This is a genomic window from Blastococcus mobilis (assembly GCF_900188025.1).
Lineage (GTDB): Bacteria > Actinomycetota > Actinomycetes > Mycobacteriales > Geodermatophilaceae > Blastococcus_B > Blastococcus_B mobilis.
The window spans coordinates 14,816-37,198 of sequence record NZ_FZNO01000031.1; the positions used below are offsets into that span (position 1 = coordinate 14,816).

Consider the following 22,383-nt stretch of genomic DNA (forward strand, 5'->3'; position numbering starts at 1 on the left):
TGCAGGAGGGCCGTTCCAGCGCGTCACCCGCTCACGGTAGGGGGCAGCGGGTCCCTTCTCAGGTGCGCGGGATCTCGCGCATCTCGAAGGTCTGGATCACGTCGTCGACCTTGATGTCGTTGAACGACCCGAGGCCGATACCGCACTCGTAGCCCTCGCGGACCTCGGTCGCGTCGTCCTTGAACCGGCGGAGGGACTCCACCGTCAGGTTGTCGGCGACCACGGCACCGTCGCGGAGAAGGCGTGCCTTCGAGTTCCGGACGATCGTCCCGCTGCGGACCAGCGAACCGGCGACGTTCCCGATCTTCGGCACCCGGAAGACCTCGCGGACCTCCGCCGTGCCGAGCTGGACCTCCTCGTACTCGGGCTTGAGCATGCCCTTGAGAGCGGCCTCGATCTCGTCGATGGCCTGGTAGATGACCGTGTAGTACCGGACGTCCACGCCCTCGCGGTTGGCGAGCTCGGTGGCCTGACCCTCGGCCCGGACGTTGAAGCCCAGGACGATGACGTCGTCGGCCAGCGCCAGGTCGATGTCGCTCTTGGTGATGCCGCCGACGCCGCGGTGGATGACCCGCAGCGAGATGTCGTCGCTCACCTCGATCTTCATCAGCGCCTCTTCGAGCGCCTCGACGGTGCCCGAGTTGTCGCCCTTGATGATCAGGTTGAGCTGGCGGTTCTCCTTGAGCGCGGCGTCGAGGTCCTCGAGGCTGATCCGCTTGCGCATGGAGGCGTTCTGCGCGTTGCGGATGCGGGCCTGGCGGCGGTCGGCGATCTGCCGTGCCACCCGGTCCTCCTCGACGACCAGGAAGGTGTCGCCGGCACGGGGCACCGAGGTGAGCCCCACGACCTGCACGGGGCGGGCCGGGAGGGCTTCCTTGAGCTTGTTGCCGTGCTCGTCGAGCAGCGACCGGACGCGGCCGTAGGCGTCGCCGGCCACGATCGAGTCGCCCTGGCGCAGCGTGCCGCGCTGGACGAGCACCGTGGCGACGGGGCCGCGGCCCTTGTCCAGCTTGCCCTCGATGACGACACCCTGCGGGTCCTGCTCGGTGTTGGCGCGCAGGTCCAGCTCGGCGTCGGCGGTCAGCAGGATCGCCGCGAGCAGGTCGTCGATGCCCTGCCGGGTGATCGCCGAGACGTCGACGAACATCGTCTCGCCGCCGTACTCCTCGGCGACCAGGCCGTACTCGGTGAGCTGCTGGCGGATCTTGGCGGGGTTGGCCCCCTCCTTGTCCACCTTGTTCACCGCGACCACGATCGGCACGTCGGCGGCCTGGGCGTGGTTGAGCGCCTCGACCGTCTGCGGCATGACGCCGTCGTCGGCCGCGACGACCAGGACGACGATGTCGGTCACCTTCGCGCCACGGGCACGCATCGCGGTGAACGACTCGTGACCCGGGGTGTCGATGAAGGTGATCGGCCGCTCGACACCCTCGAGCTCGGTGACGACCTGGTAGGCACCGATGTGCTGGGTGATGCCGCCGGCCTCGCGCGCCACGACGTTGGCGTCGCGGATCGCGTCCAGCAGCTTCGTCTTCCCGTGGTCGACGTGACCCATGACGGTCACCACCGGCGGACGGGACGACCAGTCCTCCTCGTCGCCCTCCTCGTCACCGAAGGTGAGGTCGAAGGTCTCGAGGAGCTCGCGGTCCTCGTCCTCGGGGCTGACGACCTGGATGTTCCAGCCGATCTCGGCGCCGAGCAGCTGCAACGTCTCGTCGTTGACCGACTGGGTCGCGGTGACCATCTCGCCGAGGTGGAACAACGCGGTGACCAGGGCGGCCGGCTGGGCGCCGATGCGCTCGGCCAGGTCGGTCAGCGAGGCGCCACGGGGCAGCCGGACGGTCTGTCCGTTGCCGCGGGGCAGCTGGACGCCGCCCATGCTGGGCGCCGCCATCGAGTCGAATTCCTGACGCCGCTGCTTCTTGCTCTTGCGGCCCCGGACCGGTCCACGGCCGCCGGGACGGCCGAAGGCACCGGCAGTGCCGGCACCCGAGCCACCACGGCCACGACCGCGACCGCCACCGCCGCCGCCGCCGCGGAAGCCACCGCCCGCGGGAGCTCCCGCACCGGGGGCACCGCCGCCGCCACCGGGACGGAAGCCACCGCCACCGCCGCCGCCGGGACCACCGGGTCGGCCACGGCCACCGGGACCGCCGGGGCCGCCACCGGGGCGCCCGGCGCCCGCGGCGCGGCCGGGCATCATGCCCGGCGAGGGACGCTGGGGCATCATCCCCGGGTTGGGACGCGGACCACCGGCACCGGGAGCCGGGCGGGGACCGCCGGCACCGGGAGCCGGACGCGGACCACCGGCACCCGGAGCGGGACGAGGTCCGCCCGGACCCGGGCGGGGGCCGCCGGGCGCCGGACGCGCGCCAGGAGCGCCGGGTGCGGCCGGACCGGGGCGAGCCGGGCCACCGGCCGCCGGCGGGCGTGGCGCGCTGCTGAAGGGGTTGTTGCCCGGACGGGGCGCCGGGCGCGGACCCGGCCGCGGGCCCGGAGCCGGTGCACCACCGGGAGCGGCACCGCCGGGAGCGGCACCGCCGGGAGCGGCACCGCCGGGAGCGGCACCGCCGGGAGCGGCACCGCCGGGAGCGGCACCGCCGGGAGCGGCTCCGCCGGGAGCTGCGGGACGGGGAGCGGCCCCACCGGGAGCGGCCGGGCGGGGAGCGCCCCCACCGGGAGCTGCCGGACGGGGACCGGCCGGCCGCGGGGCGGTCGGCTGCTGGGTCGGAGCACTCGCGGCAGGGGCCTGCGGCGCGGGTGCGGCCGGACGCGGACCCGGCGTGGGCGCGGCCGGACGGGCCACCGGAGCAGCGGGCGCAGCCGGAGCCGGCGCTGCTGCAGCCGGGGCGGCGGGAGCCGGAGCGGCGGGTGCGGGGGCACTGGGACGCGGGGCGGGCTTGGGGGCCGGGGAGCCGTTACCGGCACCGGTCCTGCTGCCGAGGGCCTCCCGGAGCCGACGGGCCACGGGGGCCTCGACGGTGGAGGACGCGGACTTCACGAACTCGCCCTGCTCCTTGAGCGTGGCGAGCACGGTCTTGCTGTCGACACCGAACTCCTTGGCGAGTTCGTGTACGCGGGCTTTGCCTGGCACGGGTCTCCTCTTGGTGAGGCCGGCGGCTTGCCCGCTCGACCTCGTCGTTAGTGGCGCATGGTCATCGTGAGAACTTCACGGCTGAGTCATCCGACGACGTCCTGTCGACATGCGGACCGGCCTGGTGCCGATCCGACCTCGGAACTGCTGGTGGTCACTCCGCAGCGCTGCTGCGATGCCCCACCTCTGTCGTGCTGCCCGTCCCGGCCCGCGCTCCGGATCCCTCCGCGGAAGGACCGGTGACGTAGGCGCGGAGCGGACCGGCCTCCAGCGGGGTGCTGCCGCCTCCTGGGAGGCGGAGCGCCCGTGTGAACGCCCGGCGTCGCTCCGCTGCGCGCAGACACTCCGGAGTGGGGTGCACCGATGCTCCCCTGCCGGGGAGCCGCCGCCGGGGATCCGGGACCAGGGCCCCGGATCGGGCGACGACGCGCAGCAGATCACTGGCCGGAGCGCGTTGCCGGCACCCCACGCAGGTGCGTACCGGTTTCGACGTTTCGGCCACCCCGCACTCTAGCGCGTGGCGGGCCCGGGATGTTCCGCGCGTCGCGGTGGGGGGCGGTGTGCCGGCGTCCGGCCGCCCGTCGAGCCCGCCGGTGCACCCGAACGCAGCGGCGGACGACCCACCCCGGGCGAGGGAGTCGCGGCGTCGTCGTCGGGCTGGGCGTCGCTGCGGATGTCGATCCGGCAGCCGGTGAGCCGGGCGGCCAGACGGGCGTTCTGCCCCTCCTTGCCGATCGCCAGCGACAGCTGGAAGTCGGGGACGATCACGCGGACGGCCTTGGCCTGCGAATCGACGACGCGGGCGCTGTTCACCCGCGCCGGGCTCAGTGCGGAGGCGACGAAGGACGCCGGGTCGTCGGACCAGTCGACGATGTCGATCTTCTCGCCGTGCAGCTCGCTCATCACGTTGCGCACCCGCTGGCCCATCGGGCCGATGCAGGCACCCTTGGCGTTGAGGCCTGGCACCTTCGTGCGCACGGCGATCTTCGAGCGGTGGCCGGCCTCCCGGGCAACCGCCACGATCTCGACGCTGCCGTCGGCGATCTCGGGGACCTCGAGGGCGAAGAGCTTGCGAACCAGGTGGGGGTGGGTGCGCGAGACGGTGACCTGCGGACCGCGGAAGGTGCGCGCCACCGACACGACGTAGGCCTTGATCCGGCTGCCGTGGGTGTACTGCTCGCCGGGCACCTGCTCGGCCGACGGCAGGACCGCCTCCACCTTGCCGATGTCGATGAGCACCGTGCCCTGCACGTTGCGGCGGTCGTGCGCCTGCACGACACCGCTGACGATGTCGCCCTCCTTGCCGGCGTACTCGCCGAAGGTCTGCTCGTGCTCGGCGTCGCGCAGCCGCTGGACGATGACCTGCTTGGCGGTGCTGGCCGCGATGCGGCCGAAGTCCGAGGGGGTGTCGTCCCACTCGCGGACGACCTCACCGTCCGGGCCGATCTCCTGGGCCAGCACGGCGACCTCGCCGCTCTTGCGGTCGACGTGGACGCGCACGTGCTTCGCCGCCCCGTCGGCGTGCCGGTACGCGGTCACCAGCGCCGTCTCGATGGCCTCGATCACCGTGTCGGCGGGGATGCCCTTCTCCCGCTCCACCGCCTTGAGCGCGGTGACGTCGATGTTCACTGTGCTCCTCCTCGCGCCTGCGGGATGCTGCCGGACTCGTCGTCGTCGGCGGACCCCGGGTCGTCGGTCAGCTCGTCGTCGGTCGGCTCGTCGTCGTCCCGGTCACCGGCGAGCTCGTCCTCACCGGGACCGGGCCGGCCGAACTCGACCTGCACCCGGCCACTGCCCAGCTCGCCCCACGGCACCTGCCGGGGGGTCGGGGGACGCTTCTTCGCGCCGGGCTTGCCCTGCGCCTCGACGGCGAGGGTCACGCCCGCGTGGTCCACCGCAGTGATCCGGCCGGTGACCTCGGTGGTGTGGCCGGCAGGGCCGACGGCCACGGTCACCAGGCGGCCGATGTTGCGTCGCCAGTGCCGCTGGTCGGTCAGCGGCCGGTCCACGCCCGGGCTGCTCACCTCGAGCACGTACGGCGTGCGCCCCATCCCGTCGTCGTTCTCGTCCAGCACCTCCGACACCGCCCGGCTGACCTCCGCGATGTCGTCGAGGCTGACCCCCTGGTCCCGGTCGACCACGACCCGAACCACGCTGCGCCGCCCCGCCGGGGTGACGACGAGCTCCTCCAGGTCGTAGCCCGCCGCTGCCACGACGGGCTCGATCCAGCCGGTCAGTCGCGCGGTGGCCGGGTCGCTGCGCTGGGTGCCGTGAGAGGTGGACACGGTCTCCTCCTCCGGGCTCGAGCGGCCGCCTGGTGCGGAACGCCATGACCCCCCGATCCGGTCACCGACCGGCCTTCGGCGCTGGTCTGACCCGGATGGAGGGCAAGTGCTCAGGCTACCGCCCGCAGGACAGTGATCCGACCACGCACCTGGAGCGGGCCGCCGGCCCCCGATCCCGCGCCGTCGGACGCGGGCACGGGGTTCGCACGGTCCGTCCGTGCCGGACGCGGACGCGCCTGGACCGCAGTACCGGGACCGAGCCGTCCCGGCTGCGAGAATGACAGCGATGTCTCCTCCGCTGCCCTCCTGCCCCCCGGGCTTCTCCCGGCGCACCCTGCTGGCGGCCTCCGCGGCGGGGCTGGCGGTCCTGGCCACCGGCTGCACCTCCTCGTCCGCCGATGAGCGCGAGAAGGTCACCAGCCGGCAGGCCGACGAGCTCAGCGCGCAGGTGGCGGTTCAGGAGGCCGTGGTCTCCGCCTTCGTCGCGGCGGGTGCGGCCGACCCGGCCCTCGCCGCGGAGGTCGCTGACCTCGCGGCACAGGCCGACGAGCAGCTGGCCCGCCTGCGCGCGGCGGCACCGGGCAGCTCGTCGTCGGCACCCCCCGCCGCCGGTGACGCGCCTCCGGCGCCGGAGACCCGCGCGTGGTTGCGGACCCAGGTGGCGACGGCGGCGGCTTCCCACGCCGCGGCGTGCGTGGACCAGTCCGGCGCCCGCGCGGCGCTGCTGGGATCGATCGCTGCGGGGCTCGCCGGGCAGGACGGGAGACTGGCATGACGAGGTCGCACGATGGCTGACGACACCTCCGACACGGGTGCGCTCGACGCGCGCACCGAGAACGCGGCGCTCCGCTCGGCCCTCGCGGCCGAGCACGCCGCGGTGTGGGGTTACGGCGTCGTGGGTGCGGCGCTCGACGCGAGCGCACAGGGCCTCGCCGCGGTGTCGGAGACGGCCCACCGCGACACCCGCGACCGGGTCGTCGACCTCCTGGCCGAACGAGGCGCCGACCCGGTGCACACCGCGGGCGGCTACGCCGTCCCGTTCCCGGTGCTGTCGGGGACCGACGCGGCCGCGCTCGCCGTGGTCCTGGAGGACGGCGTCGCCGCGGCGTGGGTACGGGTGCTCGACCAGGCCGTCGAGCGCACGACGCGCGAGCTCGCGGTCGGCGCGCTGACCGCGGCCGAGGTGCGCGCCGTGGGCTGGCGGGCCACCGCCGGCCAGACGCCGGCGACTCGTGCGTTCCCCGGCCTGCCGCAGCAGTAGAAGGACCCCCAGAAGGACCCCGTCCTTCCCACCACTCGCAGGCTCGCGGCGGGACCCGGGACGGGGCCATGCGACCCCCGCACGCTCGCGGCGGGACCCGGGACGGGGCCATGCGACCTCGCAAGCTCAGGGTGGGACCCGGGACGGGGCCGTGCTCAGAGTCCGCCGAGGAAGGCGTCCGTGACGGCGACCGCCGCACTGCTGGACTGACCGCCCTCGACCAGGACGGCGAAGGCGATGTCGCCCTGGGGCCCGGCGAGCTGGTACCCCATGAACCAGCCGTGCGAGTCCGGCGGGGTGTTGCTCCCGTACTCGGCGGTCCCGGTCTTGCCGAAGACGTCGCCTCGGTCTGCCAGGTCCGACGCGGTCCCCGAGACCACGACCTGCCGCATCAGCGGGCGCAGCGAGTCGAGCACGGGTTGACCAGGTCCGGCCGGGGCCGGGCCGGCCGGATCGGCGCCGTCAACCTCGACGGGCGCGGCAGGGGTGCCGCTGGCGATGCCCGCGGCGACCAGCGCCAGCTGGGCAGGGCTCATCAGCACCTCGCCCTGGCCGATCGCGTTCGCCGCCTTCGTCGTCCCCGTGCTGTCGGCGGGCACGCTGCCGCTGAAGATGCCGACCGGCAGTTTCCAGTCCGCTCCCACGCCGTAGGCGCCGGCTGCCTCGGCCAGCGCCCCGTCGGGCAGCTCGAGGGCCTGCTGGATGAACGTCGTGTTGCACGACTGCGCGAACGCCTCGGTGAACGGCACCGTGCCGAGGTCGAACTGGTCCTGGTTCTCGAACTCCCGGCCGTCGACGGTCGTGGTCCCCGGGCAGGGCACCGGGGTGCCCGGGGTGACCGCGCCCGCGGACAGCAGCGCCGTGGCGGTGATCGTCTTCATGGCCGAACCCGGCGGGAACTGGCCCCCGAGCGCGTTGCTCGCGTCCGCGACCTCGTTCGAGCTGACCGCCAGGATCTCGCCGGAACCCGGGCGGACGACGACCAGGTGGGTGGGCAGCTGCTGCCCTGCCACGGCGGCATCGGCCGCGTTCTGCAGAGCAGGGACCAGCGGCGTCCGCAGCGGCTCGCCCGGCGCGGGCTCGACCCCCCCGATCTCCACGCCGGTGTCGGCCGTGCCCTCGTCGGTGCTGACGACCGAGACGGTGAAACCGGGGGTGCCCGTGAGCTGCTCCTGGAAGACGCGCTGCAGCCCGGAGAGGCCCAGCTGGTCACCGGCGACGTAGCGCGGGGACCCGTCGTCCTCGGACTCCTCGATGACCTCCGCCGTGGCCGCGCCCACACGACCCAGCAGGGCGACGGCGAACCGTGGGGTCGGCGCCAGCAGGCGGGTGTCGGTCGGGAAGACCGCGCCGGGCAGGTCGAACACCTGGGCGCGGATCGCCTCGAAGTCGGGCCGGCGCAGTGTGATGACGGGTACGAACTGCCCCTCCGGAGCGGCCTCGACGTCGGCGACGATCTCGTCCGCCGCCACGCCGGTGGCCGCGGACAGCCCGGCGGCGAGCGTCGCCAGATCGGTGACCTGGGCGCGATCGATACCGACGTTCACCACCTCCGTGGGCGTGAACAGGGGCACTCCGGTGGCATCGGTGATCGCCGCCCGGTCCGGCAGCCTGCGGGTGAGCTCCAGGTGCTGTCCCTCCCCCAGTTCGGGATGCACCAGCGCGGGCTCGGCGACGACCTGCCACTCCTCGTCGCCCTCCGCCAGGCGGAGCGTCGACTCGTAGCTCCACTCGGGTGCGGCCGCGAGGTCCCAGGTGGCGGTCCAGCCGACGGTGGCGGTCCCGCCGTCGACGGTGACGGACCCGAGCTCGGTGCTGAGCACGGCGTCGGGCAGGTCCGTCGCGGTCTGCTCCAGGAGCGCGGTGGCCGCGTCGGGGTCGGTCGTGGCCCGCGCGGCGGCGGCGGTGTCACCGCCGGCCCACGCGTCGAGGAAGCTCTTCGCCGCGTCGCGGACGTCGCCCTCCGAGTTCCGGGAGCAGGCCCCGAGGACGGGAACGCTCACCACCAGGAGCGCGGTGGCGAGGGCGAGGGTGGGGCGAGGTGGTGTCCACGGCGGCACGGCGACAGACTGTCAGAAAGAGGACCCCGTCCCCCTCGCGCCTCGCTGCGCTCGACGCGAGCCTCCGGACGGGGCAGCTCAGAAGAGCACGCTGGCGTACTGCCCGACCTCCCGGAAGCCCACCCGGCGGTAGGCCGCGCGGGCGGCGGTGTTGAAGTCGTTGACGTACAGGCTGACGACGGGTGCGATCGCGGCGCGCGCGTACTCGACGACCGCTGCCGTTCCCGCCGTCCCGATGCCGCGGCCGCGGTGGGCCGGCGCCACCCACACGCCCTGCACCTGGCAGGCCGCTCGGGAGACGGCGCCGATGTCGGCCTTGAAGAGGACCTCGCCGTGCTGGATCCAGGCCAGCGACAGCCCGGCCCGCACCATCTCCGCCACCCGGGCGCGGTAGCCGGCACCGCCGTCGACGCGCAGCGGGCTCACGCCGACCTCCTCGGTGAACATCGCGACAGCGGCCGGGAGGAGGGTCTCGAGCTCGGTGGGCAGCACCGGCCGGACCCGGGGCTCGGCGGCCACGGCGGCCGGGCCGTCGATGGCCATCAGCGGCTGGCGGGGCCGGTGGTCGCGGGCGGGCCCCCAGTACGGCGCGAGCAGGTCCCAGAGGGGCGATACGGATGCGGCCTGGCCGACGATCGTCGAGCAGCGTCGCCCGGCGCGCCGGGCGCGTTCCGCGAAGGCGGCTGCCGCGGCGCGCTCGGCCCCCGGCACCGCGAAGGGGATCAGGTTGGCTCCGGCCAGACAGACCGCCTCGAGCTCGTTCCCCGCACCGAAGCCCCACAGCGGCGCGCCGAGCGAGGCCGCAGCGGTGCCGGCCGTCTCGATCCGTCCGGCGAGGACGCACGCCGCGACGGGGTCGGTGGCCAGCAACCGGTGGACGGCGGCCTCGTCGCCCTCGTCGAGGACGCGGGCGGTGGGCGTTCGGAGCACGGTCGGGTCCGGCTGCCCGGAGTCAGCTGACGCTCACGACGGGCGACCCCGCGGGCGTTCCCGCCGCCGTCTGCTCCTCGGCGATCCGCATGGCCTCCTCGATCAGGGTCTCCACGATCTGCGATTCGGGGACGGTCTTGACGACCTCGCCCTTCACGAAGATCTGGCCCTTGCCGTTGCCGGAGGCGACGCCGAGGTCGGCCTCCCGCGCCTCACCGGGGCCGTTGACGACGCAGCCCATGACGGCGACACGGAGCGGGACCTCCATCCCCTCCAGCCCGGCGGTGACCTCGTCGGCCAGCTTGTAGACGTCGACCTGCGCGCGCCCGCACGAGGGGCAGCTGACGATCTCCAGCCCGCGCCGGCGCAGGTTCAGCGATTCCAGGATCTGGTTGCCGACCTTCACCTCCTCGACCGGCGGGGCGGACAGCGAGACCCGGATCGTGTCGCCGATGCCCTGCGACAGCAGCGCGCCGAAGGCGACCGCGGACTTGATCGTGCCCTGGAAGGCGGGGCCGGCCTCGGTCACGCCGAGGTGCAGGGGGTAGTCGCACTGGGCGGCCAGCAGCTCGTAGGCGCGCACCATGACCACCGGGTCGTTGTGCTTGACCGAGATCTTGATGTCGCGGAAGTCGTGCTCCTCGAAGAGCGAGCACTCCCACAGGGCCGACTCCACCAGGGCCTCCGGCGTCGCCTTGCCGTACTTGGCCAGCAGCCGCTTGTCGAGTGAGCCGGCGTTGACCCCGATCCGGATCGGGGTCCCGGCGGCCTTGGCCGCCCGCGCGATCTCGCCGACCTTGTCGTCGAACTTCTTGATGTTGCCCGGGTTCACCCGGACGGCCGCACAGCCGGCCTCGATGGCGGCGAACACGTACCGCGGCTGGAAGTGGATGTCGGCGATCACCGGGATCTGCGACTTCTTGGCGATGATCGGCAGCGCCTCGGCGTCGTCGGTGTCGGGCACCGCGACGCGCACGATCTGGCAGCCGGAGGCGGTGAGCTCGGCGATCTGCTGCAGCGTGGCGTTGATGTCGGCGGTCTTGGTGGTGCACATCGACTGCACGCTCACCGGGAAGTCGCTGCCCACGCCCACCCCGCCCACGTCGAGCTGACGGGTCTTCCGCCGGGGGGCGAGGACGGGAGGGGGTGCAGCCGGCATGCCGAGACCGACGGGGATCGCCATGCCAGCCAGTATCCCCTGCGCCCGCGACCGTGCCGGTGACCCGGCTGTGACGTGCGCCGGGGAACGGCGGGCGGCGTCGGACCGGGGATCCCTCTCCCGACCGGCTGCGGCGTCAGCCCAGGGTGATCGGGTTGACGATGTCGGCGACCAACAGCAGCGCGGACAGGGCCAGGAACACACCGGCGACTAGGTAGGCCACCGGCATCAACCGGGCGATGTCGAAGGGGCCCGGGTCCGGCCGGCCCCGCAGTCGGGCGACCGTGGAGCGGGCCTTCTCGTACAGCGCCCCGGCGATGTGCCCGCCGTCCAGCGGATAGATCGGCAGCAGGTTGAAGAGGAACAGCACGAGGTTGATGCTCGCCAGCAGGCTGAGGAACATGCTCAGCTTCTGCTCGGTCGAGAAGTCCTCGAGGGCGAACACCTCACCGGAGATCCGGCCGACGCCGACGACGCCGATCGGCCCGTTCACGTCCCGCTCCTCCCCGAGGAACGCCGCCCGGAACAGCTGCGGGATGCGCTCGGGAATCTCCACCAACCGCGCCACCGACTGCGCGACGACCATGCCGAAGTAGCCGGGCACGTCGCTCACGGACTGGCGGGCGAACTCCTGGACCGGGCTGATGCCGAGGTAGCCGGCAGTGGCGGTCTCCCGGCCGGACGCGTCGGTGTAGACGGTGTTCTCGATCGGGGTGACGGTCAGTTGGCGCCGCTCGCCGTCACGCTCGATCGTCAGGTCGATCGGCTCGCCGGCCGAACCCCGGATCGCCTCCTGCACGAGGGTCCAGCTGTCGTAGGCCGTACGGTCCAGCGGCTGTCCGTCGATGGCGACGAGGGTGTCCCCGGGGCGCAGGCCGGCCTTCGCCGCCGGGCTCTGCTCGGGACGGGCACACGCATCGGCGCCCGCCTCGCACAGTTGGCCCTGCTCGTCGACCGGCGTGCTGCAGGTGGCGTCCTGGGCCGCACCGGCGGGGAGCACGCACTCCGGGACCGTCCGCAGCGTGGTGGTGGACACCGCGGGCCCCACGGTGGTCAGCAGGACCGTGAAGAACACGACCGCGAGCACCAGGTTGTGGAAGGGGCCGGCGAACATCACGATGACCCGCTGCCACCAGGGCTTGGCGTAGAAGACCCGGCCGTCGTCCGAGGGCAGGACGTCGTCGAGCGCCTGGCCGCGCACCTCGGCGATGAAGCTGCGCATGCGGGTGGCGCGCTTGCTCTCGCCCTCCTCGACCGGCGGGATCATGCCGACGATGCGGATGTAGCCACCCAGCGGGATCGCCTTGATGCCGTACTCGGTCTCACCGCGTCGCCGGGAGAACACCGTCGGGCCGAAGCCGACCATGAACTGCGGCACGCGCATGCCGAACTTCCGCGCCCAGAAGAAATGGCCGGCCTCGTGGAAGGCGATGGAGAAGAGGAGGCCGATCGCGAAGGCGACGACGCCGAGGACGGTCAGCAGGGTCGCGCTCAGCTCAGCCTCCGGAGATGACGCCCCGGGCGTGCTCCCGGGCCCACTTCTCGGCGGCCAGCACGTCCTCGACGCAGGTCGGTACGCCGAAGTCCGGCGCGTCGTCGAGGGTACGCGCGACGAGGTCGACGATGCCGCGGAAGGACAGCCGACCCGCCACGAAGGCGGCGACGGCCTCCTCGTTGGCCGCGTTGTACAGCGCCGGGACGACGCCGCCGGCCTCGCCCGCGAGGCGCGCGAGCCGGACCGCGGGGAACGCCACCTCGTCGAGCGGGGCGAACTCCCAGGTGCTCGCGGCCGTCCAGTCCAGGGCCGGCTGCACGACGGGCAGGCGGTCGGGCCAGGCCAGGGCGAGGGCGATCGGGAGGCGCATGTCCGGGGGGCTCGCCTGGGCGATCGTCGCGCCGTCGACGAAGGTCACCATCGAGTGGACGATCGACTGCGGATGGACCACGACGTCGATGTCGGCGTAGGGCACGTCGAAGAGCAGGTGGGCCTCGATCAGCTCCAGGCCCTTGTTGACCAGGGTCGCGGAGTTGATGGTGATCACCGGCCCCATGTCCCACGTGGGATGGGCCATCGCCTCCTCCACGGTCACGCCGGTGAGCTGCTCGGCGGTGCGGCCGCGGAAGGGACCGCCGCTGGCGGTGAGGACGAGCCGCCCCACCTCGCCACGGGCACCACTGCGCAGGCACTGCGCCAGGGCGGAGTGCTCGGAGTCGACGGGCACCAGCTGGCCCGGGGCGGCGGCCGCGGTCACCAGGGCGCCGCCGGCGATCAGCGACTCCTTGTTCGCCAGCGCCACGGTGCGCCCAGCCCCGAGTGCCGAGAGCGTGGGACGCAGCCCGATCGAGCCGGTGATGCCGTTGAGGACGACGTCGGCGGGGCGGGCGGCGAGCTCCTCGGCCGCCCGGGGCCCGGCCAGGATCTCCGGCAGCGAGTACTCCCCCTTCGACCAGCCGCGCTTGCTGGCGGCGGCGTAGAAGGCCAGCTGCAGATCCTGCGCGGCCGTGGCGCGGGCGACGGCGACCGTGCGGACGCCGAGGGTCAGCGCCTGCTCCGCGAGCAGCCCGACATCCCCGCCCCCGGCGGCCAGGCCGGTGATCTGCAGCCGGTCGGGGTTCTGCTCCGCGACAGCGATCGCCTGCCGGCCGATCGAGCCGGTGGAGCCGAGGAGCGTGACCTGGCGGGGTGAACTCACGCGCTGCATCCTTCCCGAGGCCGCTCGCCCGCATCACGGCACGCCGTAGCTCGGCCACCTCCTCCGGTGCTCGACGCCGGCTGCTGCCAGAATGTCGCTGCTCGCGAACGCGCGAGACAGGACAGGACAGGGCAGCGCCGCGAAGGCGGTCGACGAGCGCCAGCGAGGAGTAACGCGTGAGCGAGACGCAGCGGGTCAACCAGCCCGGTCGTGAAGAGGGCGTCGTCCGCGTCGGTGACCACCCGGTGGAGCACGAGCGGCCCGAGGACTGGGGCTGGCACGGCGAGACCGGCAGGAAGGGCCGGATCGGCGCGTGGATCTCGGTGGTGATCCTCCTGAGCTACCTCTACGGCAACCACGAGGGCCGGATGGAGGATCTCTGGCTGTTCGGCATCGCCCTGATCATGGTGCTCATCCTGCTGTGGGACATCCGTCGCCGGAAGAACGCCTGGCGCAGCCGCTGACCGGCCTCCTCCAGGGCACCGCCCCGAGCTTGCGAGGGGTGGGGAGGAGGAGGTCCGTCCTCAGGCGACCGTGACGCCGATCAGTGAGCCGACGGCATAGGTGATCCCCGCCGCGGCCACGCCGAACAGCAGCTGGCGCAGCGCCGCGTACCACCACGGCCGCGGCGTGAACCGCGCCGACAGCGCACCGGCGACCAGCAGTCCCAGCCCGCCGCAGAGGAGCGCGACCCACAGCAGCGAGACGCCGAAGAGGTAGGGCAGCAACGGGATCAGGGCACCCGTCGCGAAGGTCAGGAACGAGGAGACCGCAGCGACGCGCGGGGACGGCTTGTCCTCCGGGTTGAGCCCGAGCTCGGCGACGACGTGCAGCCGCAGCGCCGTCGCGGGATCGCGCGACAACTGCACGGCGACGTCGTGGGCCAGGGCCTCGTCCACACCGCGCACCCGCAGCATCTGGACCAGTTCCGCGAGCTCTCCCTCGGGGTTGCGCTCGAGCTCCCGGCGCTCCTTCTCGACCTCGAGGTCGAGCTGCTCGTTCTGCGTCCTGACCGACGTGTACTCGCCGAGCGCCATCGAGATGGCCCCGGCCACGAGGCTGGCGCCACCGGCCAGCACGATCGCCCGTGGGGGCGCACCGCCGCCGCCCACGCCCGCGACGAGCGCGGTGTTGGTGACCAGGCCGTCCATGGCTCCGAAGACGGCCGCCCGCAGCCACCCGCCGGAGACGTCGGCGTGACTGTGCTCGTGCGCCTCGGCCTCCGGCGGAGCCGAATTCACGAGTCCTCCTCGCCGCCGCTCGTCGACCCCGGTCGCGGAACTGCCGTACCCAGGCGTGAGCTCGCGAGCCGGCTCACGAATCGCCCTCCGCGCCCAGCTCGACCGGGGGCTCGACGGAGGGCACCGGCACGGCGACGCTGGGGACGCCCTCGACCCGGTCGGCGGCGGCCAGCTGACCGCAGGCACCGTCGATGTCCTGACCGCGGGTGTCGCGGACCGTCGTCGCGACCCCGGCGGCGCGCAGCCGCGCGACGAACTCGCGCTGCGCCGGGAGCGGGCTGGCGTCCCAGGGGCTGCCCGGCGTCGGGTTCAGCGGGATCAGGTTGACGTGCGCGAGCTTGCCCGCGAGCAGCGTGCCGAGGAGGTCGGCACGGAACGGCTGGTCGTTCACGTCGCGGATCAAGGCGTACTCGACCGAGTACCGGCGGCCGGTCTTCCGTGCGTAGGCGTCGGCGGCGTCGATGACCTCGCCGACCTTCCAGCGGGTGTTGATCGGCACCAGCGTGTCGCGCAGCTCGTCGTCCGGCGCGTGCAGGCTGACGGCGAGCGTGACGTTGCGGCCCTCGTCGGTCAGCCGCCGGATGGCCGGCACCAAGCCCACCGTGGACACCGTCACCGAGCGCTGCGAGAGGCCGAGCCCGTGCGGCGCCGGGGTAAGCAGGGCGTCGAGGGTCTTGCGGACGCGGGCGTAGTTGGCCAGCGGCTCCCCCATGCCCATGAAGACGACGTTGGACAGCCGCCCCGGCCCACCCTCGATCTCGCCGTTCGCCATGGCCGCGGCGGCGGCGACCGCCTGGCCGATGATCTCGGCAGCGGACAGGTTGCGCGTCAGGCCGCTCTGCCCGGTCGCGCAGAAGGGGCAGGCCATCCCGCAGCCGGCCTGGCTGGAGATGCACACCGTCGCACGGTCGGGGTAGCGCATCAGCACGCTCTCGACCAGCGCGCCGTCGTGCAGCCGCCACAGCGTCTTGCGCGTGCGCCCGTTGTCGGCGGTCTGGTGCCGGACGACGGTGAGCAGGCCGGGCAGCAGCGCCTCGGTGAGCGCCTCGCGGGCCCCGGCCGGGAGATCGGTCATCTGTGCGGGGTCGGTCACGCCGCGGTAGAAGTGCCGGGCCAGCTGGTCGGCGCGGAACGCCGGGTGGCCGAGCTCGGTGACTGCCGCGCGGGCCTCCTCGCGGGTCAGGTCGGCGAGGTGGCGCGGGGGCATCCCCCGGCGGGGGGCGTCGAAGACGAGCGGGAGGGCAGTCATGGCGTCGTCCATGGTCCCACTAGCCTGGCTGCGATGGCCGACACGGAGAGCGAACTCACCTCGCCGGAGGCCGTCCTCGACTCCGTCGGGGTGGGTCCCTGGCCCGGTCCGTGGCCGGCCGACCCGCGGTTCGACCGCGAGCTGCTGGCGCACGGCGACCGGCGCAACGTCGTCGACCGCTACCGGTACTGGACCGTCGAGGCGATCGTCGCCGACCTCGACCGCCGACGGCATCCCTTCCACGTGGCCATCGAGAACTGGCGGCACGACCTGAACATCGGCACCGTCGTCCGGACCGCGAACGCGTTCCTGGCCGAGGCCGTGCACATCGTCGGGAAGAAGCGCTGGAACCGGCGGGGCGCCATGGTCACCGACCGCTACCAGCACGTGCGGCACCACCCCGGGATCTCCGAGCTGGTCACCTGGACGCGGGAGCGGGGCCTCCCGCTGCTGGCCGTGGACAACCTGCCGGGAGCCCGGCCGCTGGAGACGGCCGAGCTCCCGAGGGCCTGTGTGTTCCTCTTCGGTCAGGAGGGCAGCGGCCTGTCGGACGAGGCACGCCACGCCGCCGACGGGGTCCTGTCCATCGCTCAGTTCGGGTCCACCCGGTCGATCAACGCCGGGGTGGCCGCCGGCATCGCCATGCACGCCTGGGTGAGGCAGCACGGGATGGGCGAATGACCCGCCCTGGGGTCGACTGAGCAGTTGCGGTCAACGACACGCCCGGACACGCCGACGCGGACGACCACAACTGCTCGGTCGAGCGGCGGCGGGGCGGGTCCGGCTCGCTGAGCGCCCGCCGAGCTGCGGTTTCGCCGCAACCCGGCCAGGCTTCGCGCATGAGCCGTCTCGCGGACGCCGACCTCTCCGTCAGCCTGTCGAAGAAAGACGCCAAGAAGCAGCTGGTCGAGGCCCAGCAGCGGCTGGTGCACCTACGTCTGCTGCTCGGCGGGCAGATCGGCCCCGGTGAGCTCGGTCCGCCGCTGCTCGTGCTGTTCGAGGGCTGGGACGCCTCGGGCAAGGGCGGGGCGATCAAACGTCTCGTCGGCGAGCTGGACCCCCGGCACGTCCGGGTCGCACAGTTCGCCGCACCCACGTTCGACGAGAAGCGGCACCACTTCCTCTGGCGGTTCTGGCCGGTGCTGCCGGGGTGGGGAGGCATGGCCGTGCTCGACCGCACCTGGTACGGCCGGGTGCTGGTCGAGCGGGTGGAGGGCTTCGCCCCCGAGGAGGCATGGCAGCGGGCCTACGCCGAGATCGTGGACCTGGAGACGACCCTGGCCGCCGAGGGCACGATCCTGGTCAAGTTCTGGATGCACCTCTCCCCCGAGGAGCAGCTCCGCCGGTTCGAGTCGCGACAGGCCGACCCGTACAGGGCGTGGAAGCTCACCGCTGAGGACTGGCGCAACCGGGAGAGGCGGCCGGCCTACGAGGACGCCGTCGACGACATGCTCGACCGCACCGACCATCCCGCCGGTCGATGGCACGTCGTCGCGGCGGAGGACAAGCGGTGGGCCCGCGTCGCGGTGGTCCGTACGGTGTGCGAAGCGATCGAGTCGGCCCTCCGAGCTCGCGGCATCGACGCCGATCCCCCGTTGGCGGCCGGAGCCTGACTCACCTCCCGGCGAGCCACTCGACGCGGCCGCCGTGCGGCGCGGTGTGCGCCAGCGGCCGCCCGTCCAGCGACAGCACGAAGGAGGGGGACCAGCCGCCCGCGTGCGTCCGGCCGGTGCCCGGCACCATGCCGGCGCTCTCCTGCGCGATCCAGCGGACCGGCAGGCTCCGCACCCGCTCCACGAAGGTGCTGCGGTGGGGCTCGGGGACGTAGGGCAGGACGGCGGTGTGCAGAACCACGGGCGTGGCGCCGTCCGGGACGAGGTCGAGGGCGTCGGGCAGCCGCTCCACCAGGTCCCCGGCCAGCATGGTCGGCGGCTCCTGCACGGCGACTGCGGCGGCCGTGTCCAGGCGCTGCAGCCGCCCGGCCTCGGCGGGGCCCGGCCAGACGAGGGCGCGCAGCCACGCGAGGTCGTCGGAGTCCGTGACGTCGAGGGGGTTGAGGTCGATGCCGATGCGCGCGACGACTTCCGGCAGCCGGGACGGCACCGGCACGCCGCCACTGGTGCTGCACCGCAGGTGCACCGGCTGCCGGGGCCCGACCGGCTGCCCATCGAACTCGTAGCTGTACCGGTCCGGGTACAGGCAGAGCCCCGCGGAGGCACCCACCTCCACCAGCGCCAGTGGACCGTCGAGCACGGCCAGGGCCGGGAGGAGGGCGGCGCACCCGGCCGGTTCGTTGGTCTGCGTCGCGCGGGCCAGCATGGTGTCCCGCAGCAGGTCGGCGCCGGCCAGGACCCGGTCGTGCAGCTCCGCGCCGTCCGCCGGCACGCCCCCGAGGAACCGGACGGCCGCGAGGAGCAGGTTCGGTTGGCGCTTGGCCTCGGGGAGGCCCACCAGGAAGCGCAGGATGTCGCGGTCCTGCGCCACCGCAGCCGCCAGCGTGGAATAGGTGGGCGACTCCTCGGCCGCCTCGTCGACGAATGCCCGGTAGCGCTGGGCGGTCCGTACGAGCACCTTGTCGCCCGTCACTCACCCATCGTGCAGGAAGTTTTGTGACATGACCGAGGCCGTGCTCCTGCACCTCATCGAGCCGGCGGAGTGGCGGAGGGCCCTGTCCCTCGGCGCCGTCCGACCGCCGTCCCTGGACGCCGTCGGGTTCGTCCGCCCCTCCCCGCCTGGGCAGGTTCACCTCTCGGCCGAGCGGCTCCATCCCGGACGGCGCGACCTGGTGCTGCTCGTGGTCGACCCGGGCCGCCTGACCGGCCCGGTGCGCATGGAGGCCGGGGTACCGGCCGGCCCCCGTCCCGGGTCCCGTCCTGAGCCTGCGAAGGGTGGGGAGGACGGGGTCCTTCTCTACGGCCCGCTCCCCACGAGCGCGGTCGTGGCGGTCGTGCCGTACCGGCCGCCGGTCGCACCGGTGCTCCCGGCCGCCGACGGCGTCCTCGGCCGGGCGATCGCCTTCTACTCGTCGCTGCCGGTTCGGCGGGCCGTGCGAGTGGGTGACGTCCCCGGCGGCGTGGCCGTGCCGGACCCGGACTTCCCGCACTCCCGGGACAACAACCGGCTCGTCCTGACCGAGCCCGTGGACGCCGCCACCATCACGGCCACCGCCGACGAGGTCGCCGGCAACGCGGGCCTGCCCGACCGGGTCGCCACGCTGATGTGGCCGGGCGCGGCGGAGGTGGCCGCCGACCTGGCCCGGCTCGGCTACGACATCGAGGAACAGCTCCTGATGGCCCGTCCCGTGGGGCCGCTGCCGGGCGGGGAGCGGGCCGAGGTGGTCGAGCAGCGCGAGGTGCACGAGCTCTGGGACCGCTCCTGGCGAACGGACCTGGCGGCCCTCGGCCCTCGGCTGGATCAGGTGGTGCCCCAGTTGATCGGCCGCGAGCAGCTCAACGACCGGGTCGTCGCGGTCAGTGACATCGTGGTCCGGGAGGACGGCCGGGTGGTGGCCGCCGGCCAGCTCCGGGTCGACGGTGCGACCGCCGCGGTGGAGTCGGTGATGACCGATCCGGCGGCCCGGGGCCGCGGGTACGCCGATGCCGTCCTGGCGCGCTCGCTGGGCCTGGCCACGGAGGCAGGCTGCGACCTCGTGATGCTGGAGGCGGCGGCCGACGACTGGCCCCGGCACTGGTACGCCCGGCGCGGCTTCGAGGTGGTGGGGTCGACCTGGTGGGCCCACCGGCCGGCGTGACTTCAGACCGGCGCGAGGACCGACAGCAGCAGGTAGGCCACCGCCGCCGAGGGCAGTAGGGAATCCAGCCGGTCCATGATCCCGCCGTGGCCCGGCAGCAGGTTGCCCATGTCCTTGATGGCGAGATCGCGCTTGATCAGGGACTCCCCGAGATCGCCGATCGTCGACGAGGCCGCGAGGGCCGCGCCGAAGACGAGCCCACCCCACCAGGGACCGTCGAGCCAGAGCACGACGAACGGGGTGGCGACCAGCATGCAGGCCAGCACCGAGCCGGCCATGCCCTCCCAGGACTTCTTCGGGCTGATCGAGGGCGCCATCGGGTGCTTGCCGAAGAGGACGCCCGCCGCGTAACCGCCGACGTCGCTGGCCACGACGGTGGCGATGAACGCCAGAACCCGCGCCGCGCCGTCGTCCGGCACCAGGAGCAGGACGGCGAAGCCGGCCAGCAGCGGGACGTAGATCGCGACGAGAACGCCGGACGCGGCGTCCCGGAGGTAGCCGGCCGGGCCGTGCCCGAGCCGCCACAGCAGGACGGCCAGCGCGGTGAGCAGGAACCCGACCACCAGCCCGGTGGGCCCTCGGCTCCAGGCCAGGCCCTCCATGACGAGCGCGCCGACCAGCAGCGGGACCAGCGGGGCGCTGAACCCACCGGCGCGCAGGGCCCGGGTGAGCTCCACGACCGCGACGAGGATCGCGGTGACGAGGACGGCGAGGAAGGCCGGGCGCCACAGCAGGAGGGAAGCCACGATGACGGCCACCAGGCCGACGCCCACCCCGATCGCGGCCCGGAGGTCACGGCCGGCACGGCCCCCGGCCGGGCGCTCCGTCGTGGGCAGCTCCTCGACCTCGCCGGGAAGGGGCATCGCCGTCGCGGTGGGGACCTGGTCCGCGGGAGGCGGCGGCGGGGACGGCCGGTCGCCGACGATCGGCACCGGACCGGTGTCGCCGTCGGTGCGGTCGGACCACGCGACGGGATGCTGCCCCGCCGGCCCGGGTGGACCGACGGTGTCGGAGGTCTGTGCCGCCCGCGAGCCGTAGCGGGGCAACGGCTCGGTGCCCGGCCCGGAGATCCCGGGACGGTCGGCGGCGGAGGGCGTGGTCATGGGGCGGACGGGCCGTCGGGGTCAGACCTCGAGCAGCTCGCTCTCCTTGTTCTTCATGGCCTCGTCGATGCCGTGCACGTGCTGCTCGGTGAGGTGGTCGAGCTCCTTCTCCGCGCGACGCACGTCGTCCTCGCCGGCCTCGCCGTCCTTGGCGATGCGGTCCAGCTCGTCCTTCGCCCGGCGGCGGATGTTGCGGATGGCGATCTTGGCGTCCTCGCCCTTGGCCCGCGCCTGCTTGACCAGGTCGCGGCGCCGCTCCTCGGTGAGCTGAGGGAACACCACGCGCAGGATCTGGCCGTCGTTGGTCGGGTTGACGCCCAGGTCGCTGTCGCGGATGGCCCGCTCGATCGCGGACAGCTGGCTCATGTCGTACGGCTTGATGACGGCCATCCGCGCCTCGGGCACGGTGATCGACGCCATCTGCGGCACCGGGGTGTACGCGCCGTAGTAGTCCACCATGATCTTGTTGAACATCGACGGGGCCGCGCGGCCGGTGCGCACCGAGCCGAGATCCTCGCGGGCGACCGACAGAGCCTTGTCCATCCGCTCCTCGGCATCGAGCAGGGTGTCGTCGATCACGGGTCTTCCTTCCATCGGCAGGCGGCCCGATTCATCGGCCGTCGGCTCAACTGCTTGTCGTCTCGGTGTGCTGGCCGGTCAGTCCGTGCTCACGACGGCTGGCTGATCAACGTGCCGATCCTCTCACCTGCGGTGGCCCGCGCGATGTTGCCGTCGCGCAACAGGTTGAACACCACGATCGGCATCCGGTTGTCCATGCACAGGCTGATGGCCGTCGCGTCGGCGACCTTCAGCTGCTTGGCCAGCACGGTGGCGTAGTCGAGGTCCTCGTACATGACCGCGTCGGGGTTGCTCCGAGGGTCGTCGTCGTAGACGCCGTCCACACCGTTCTTGCCCATCAGGAGGACCTGGCACTCGATCTCGAGCGCCCGCTGGGCGGCGACGGTGTCGGTGGAGAAGTACGGCATGCCGGCGCCTGCGCCGAAGATCACCAGCCGGCCCTTCTCCAGGTGCCGGATCGCCTTGCGCGGGATGTAGGGCTCGGCGACCTGACCCATGGTGATCGCCGACTGCACGCGCGTCTCCAGGCCCGCCTTCTCGCAGAAGTCCTGCAGCGCCAGGCAGTTCATGACGGTGCCGAGCATGCCCATGTAGTCGGCCTTGGTGCGGTCGATGCCTGCCTGGCTGAGCTCGGCACCGCGGAAGAAGTTGCCACCGCCCATGACGACCGCGACCTGGGTGCCCTTGGCGACCACCTCGGCCAGCTGCTCGGCGATGCCGCGGACGATGTCGGCATCGACGCCGACCTTGCCGCCCCCGAAGGTCTCGCCGGAGAGCTTGAGCAGCACCCGGTGGTAGCCGTTGCCGTCGGCCGGCTGGAAGGCAGTGGGGGCGGACAGCGGCGGTGTGGTGTCGGTCAACGCGTCATCCCTCGCTCGACATCGGTTGTCTGATCCTGCCGCATGGGTCGATGAGCCCATGCGGACGAACGAACGGCCCCGCTCCCGGGAAGGGAGCGGGGCCGCCGCGACACCAAGG

The 22,383-nt window shown here is 73.4% G+C and carries 21 protein-coding genes and 1 pseudogene; 6 read left to right on the forward strand and 16 right to left on the reverse strand.

Going from position 1 to position 22,383, the window contains the following annotated elements; all coding sequences use genetic code 11:
* Positions 1-58: 58 nt before the first annotated feature.
* From infB to rimP, 5 genes and pseudogenes are all read right to left on the reverse strand, one after another.
* Positions 59-1,894: a translation initiation factor IF-2 gene (gene infB, locus CHB94_RS26380; protein WP_254920827.1), complete on the reverse strand. Its 1,836-nt coding sequence runs from the start codon at positions 1,892-1,894 to the stop codon at positions 59-61.
* Between the two features lie 1,056 nt (positions 1,895-2,950).
* Positions 2,951-3,094: pseudogene (locus CHB94_RS26385) on the reverse strand (translation initiation factor IF-2 N-terminal domain-containing protein); the annotation flags it as partial.
* 154 nt (positions 3,095-3,248) lie between these two features.
* Complete coding sequence (locus CHB94_RS21015; RefSeq protein ID WP_089338508.1) at positions 3,249-3,596, reverse strand: YlxR family protein; 348 nt, start codon at positions 3,594-3,596, stop codon at positions 3,249-3,251.
* Between the two features lie 8 nt (positions 3,597-3,604).
* Positions 3,605-4,723 (reverse strand): transcription termination factor NusA, encoded by a 1,119-nt coding sequence (gene nusA / locus CHB94_RS21020; protein ID WP_089338509.1) that lies wholly within the window; start codon positions 4,721-4,723, stop codon positions 3,605-3,607.
* Positions 4,720-5,379 (reverse strand): ribosome maturation factor RimP, encoded by a 660-nt coding sequence (rimP, locus tag CHB94_RS21025; protein WP_089338510.1) that lies wholly within the window; start codon positions 5,377-5,379, stop codon positions 4,720-4,722. Before rimP ends, nusA begins: the two co-directional genes overlap by 4 nt.
* A gap of 286 nt (positions 5,380-5,665) precedes the next feature.
* Between rimP and CHB94_RS21030 the strand changes: the two genes are divergently transcribed.
* Positions 5,666-6,154, forward strand: a complete 489-nt coding sequence (locus CHB94_RS21030) for a hypothetical protein (RefSeq protein ID WP_089338511.1) — start codon at positions 5,666-5,668, stop codon at positions 6,152-6,154.
* Between the two features lie 12 nt (positions 6,155-6,166).
* A complete protein-coding gene (locus CHB94_RS21035; protein WP_089338512.1) occupies positions 6,167-6,640 on the forward strand; it encodes a ferritin-like domain-containing protein in 474 nt (157 codons plus the stop codon).
* Positions 6,641-6,795: 155 nt separating this feature from the next.
* Here the strand turns inward: CHB94_RS21035 and CHB94_RS21040 are convergent, their stop codons facing one another.
* From CHB94_RS21040 to dxr, 5 genes are all read right to left on the reverse strand, one after another.
* Complete coding sequence (locus CHB94_RS21040; RefSeq protein ID WP_254920823.1) at positions 6,796-8,700, reverse strand: penicillin-binding transpeptidase domain-containing protein; 1,905 nt, start codon at positions 8,698-8,700, stop codon at positions 6,796-6,798.
* 78 nt (positions 8,701-8,778) lie between these two features.
* Positions 8,779-9,630 carry a GNAT family N-acetyltransferase gene (locus tag CHB94_RS21045; protein ID WP_089338513.1) on the reverse strand — a complete coding sequence of 284 codons (852 nt, stop codon included), beginning with the start codon at positions 9,628-9,630 and terminating at the stop codon, positions 8,779-8,781.
* A 22-nt stretch (positions 9,631-9,652) separates the two neighbouring features.
* Positions 9,653-10,813 carry a flavodoxin-dependent (E)-4-hydroxy-3-methylbut-2-enyl-diphosphate synthase gene (gene ispG, locus CHB94_RS21050; RefSeq protein WP_089338514.1) on the reverse strand — a complete coding sequence of 387 codons (1,161 nt, stop codon included), beginning with the start codon at positions 10,811-10,813 and terminating at the stop codon, positions 9,653-9,655.
* 112 nt (positions 10,814-10,925) lie between these two features.
* Positions 10,926-12,284 (reverse strand): M50 family metallopeptidase, encoded by a 1,359-nt coding sequence (locus CHB94_RS21055; RefSeq protein WP_089338515.1) that lies wholly within the window; start codon positions 12,282-12,284, stop codon positions 10,926-10,928.
* Between the two features lies 1 nt (position 12,285).
* Positions 12,286-13,482 (reverse strand): 1-deoxy-D-xylulose-5-phosphate reductoisomerase, encoded by a 1,197-nt coding sequence (gene dxr, locus CHB94_RS21060; protein ID WP_089338516.1) that lies wholly within the window; start codon positions 13,480-13,482, stop codon positions 12,286-12,288.
* Positions 13,483-13,658: 176 nt separating this feature from the next.
* On the opposite strand from dxr, the gene CHB94_RS21065 reads away from it, so the two are divergent.
* A complete protein-coding gene (locus CHB94_RS21065; protein ID WP_089338517.1) occupies positions 13,659-13,946 on the forward strand; it encodes a DUF2631 domain-containing protein in 288 nt (95 codons plus the stop codon).
* Between the two features lie 60 nt (positions 13,947-14,006).
* Here CHB94_RS21065 and CHB94_RS21070 read toward each other — a convergent pair whose 3' ends face one another.
* Complete coding sequence (locus CHB94_RS21070; protein WP_089338518.1) at positions 14,007-14,723, reverse strand: VIT1/CCC1 transporter family protein; 717 nt, start codon at positions 14,721-14,723, stop codon at positions 14,007-14,009.
* 73 nt (positions 14,724-14,796) lie between these two features.
* Complete coding sequence (gene rlmN, locus CHB94_RS21075; RefSeq protein WP_176445679.1) at positions 14,797-15,972, reverse strand: dual-specificity RNA methyltransferase RlmN; 1,176 nt, start codon at positions 15,970-15,972, stop codon at positions 14,797-14,799.
* Positions 15,973-16,005: 33 nt separating this feature from the next.
* Here rlmN and CHB94_RS21080 point away from each other — a divergent pair, with 33 nt between their 5' ends.
* Both CHB94_RS21080 and CHB94_RS21085 read left to right on the forward strand, forming a co-directional pair.
* The gene (locus tag CHB94_RS21080; RefSeq protein ID WP_089338520.1) at positions 16,006-16,653 is read left to right on the forward strand and encodes a TrmH family RNA methyltransferase; all 648 of its coding nucleotides are present in this window, start codon (positions 16,006-16,008) and stop codon (positions 16,651-16,653) included.
* 158 nt (positions 16,654-16,811) lie between these two features.
* Positions 16,812-17,585 carry a polyphosphate kinase 2 family protein gene (locus CHB94_RS21085; protein WP_089338521.1) on the forward strand — a complete coding sequence of 258 codons (774 nt, stop codon included), beginning with the start codon at positions 16,812-16,814 and terminating at the stop codon, positions 17,583-17,585.
* A 1-nt stretch (position 17,586) separates the two neighbouring features.
* Here CHB94_RS21085 and CHB94_RS21090 read toward each other — a convergent pair whose 3' ends face one another.
* A complete protein-coding gene (locus tag CHB94_RS21090) occupies positions 17,587-18,558 on the reverse strand; it encodes a DUF2332 domain-containing protein (RefSeq protein WP_217899418.1) in 972 nt (323 codons plus the stop codon).
* 28 nt (positions 18,559-18,586) lie between these two features.
* Here CHB94_RS21090 and CHB94_RS21095 point away from each other — a divergent pair, with 28 nt between their 5' ends.
* The gene (locus CHB94_RS21095; protein ID WP_089338522.1) at positions 18,587-19,723 is read left to right on the forward strand and encodes a GNAT family N-acetyltransferase; all 1,137 of its coding nucleotides are present in this window, start codon (positions 18,587-18,589) and stop codon (positions 19,721-19,723) included.
* Positions 19,724-19,725: 2 nt separating this feature from the next.
* On the opposite strand, the gene CHB94_RS21100 is transcribed toward CHB94_RS21095, so the two are convergent.
* From CHB94_RS21100 to pyrH, 3 genes are all read right to left on the reverse strand, one after another.
* Positions 19,726-20,826 carry a phosphatidate cytidylyltransferase gene (locus tag CHB94_RS21100; protein WP_089338523.1) on the reverse strand — a complete coding sequence of 367 codons (1,101 nt, stop codon included), beginning with the start codon at positions 20,824-20,826 and terminating at the stop codon, positions 19,726-19,728.
* A gap of 21 nt (positions 20,827-20,847) precedes the next feature.
* On the reverse strand, positions 20,848-21,405 hold the full coding sequence (frr, locus tag CHB94_RS21105) for a ribosome recycling factor (RefSeq protein ID WP_089338524.1): 558 nt from the start codon (positions 21,403-21,405) through the stop codon (positions 20,848-20,850).
* Between the two features lie 89 nt (positions 21,406-21,494).
* On the reverse strand, positions 21,495-22,265 hold the full coding sequence (gene pyrH / locus CHB94_RS21110; RefSeq protein WP_254920824.1) for a UMP kinase: 771 nt from the start codon (positions 22,263-22,265) through the stop codon (positions 21,495-21,497).
* Between the last annotated feature and the right edge of the window lie 118 nt (positions 22,266-22,383).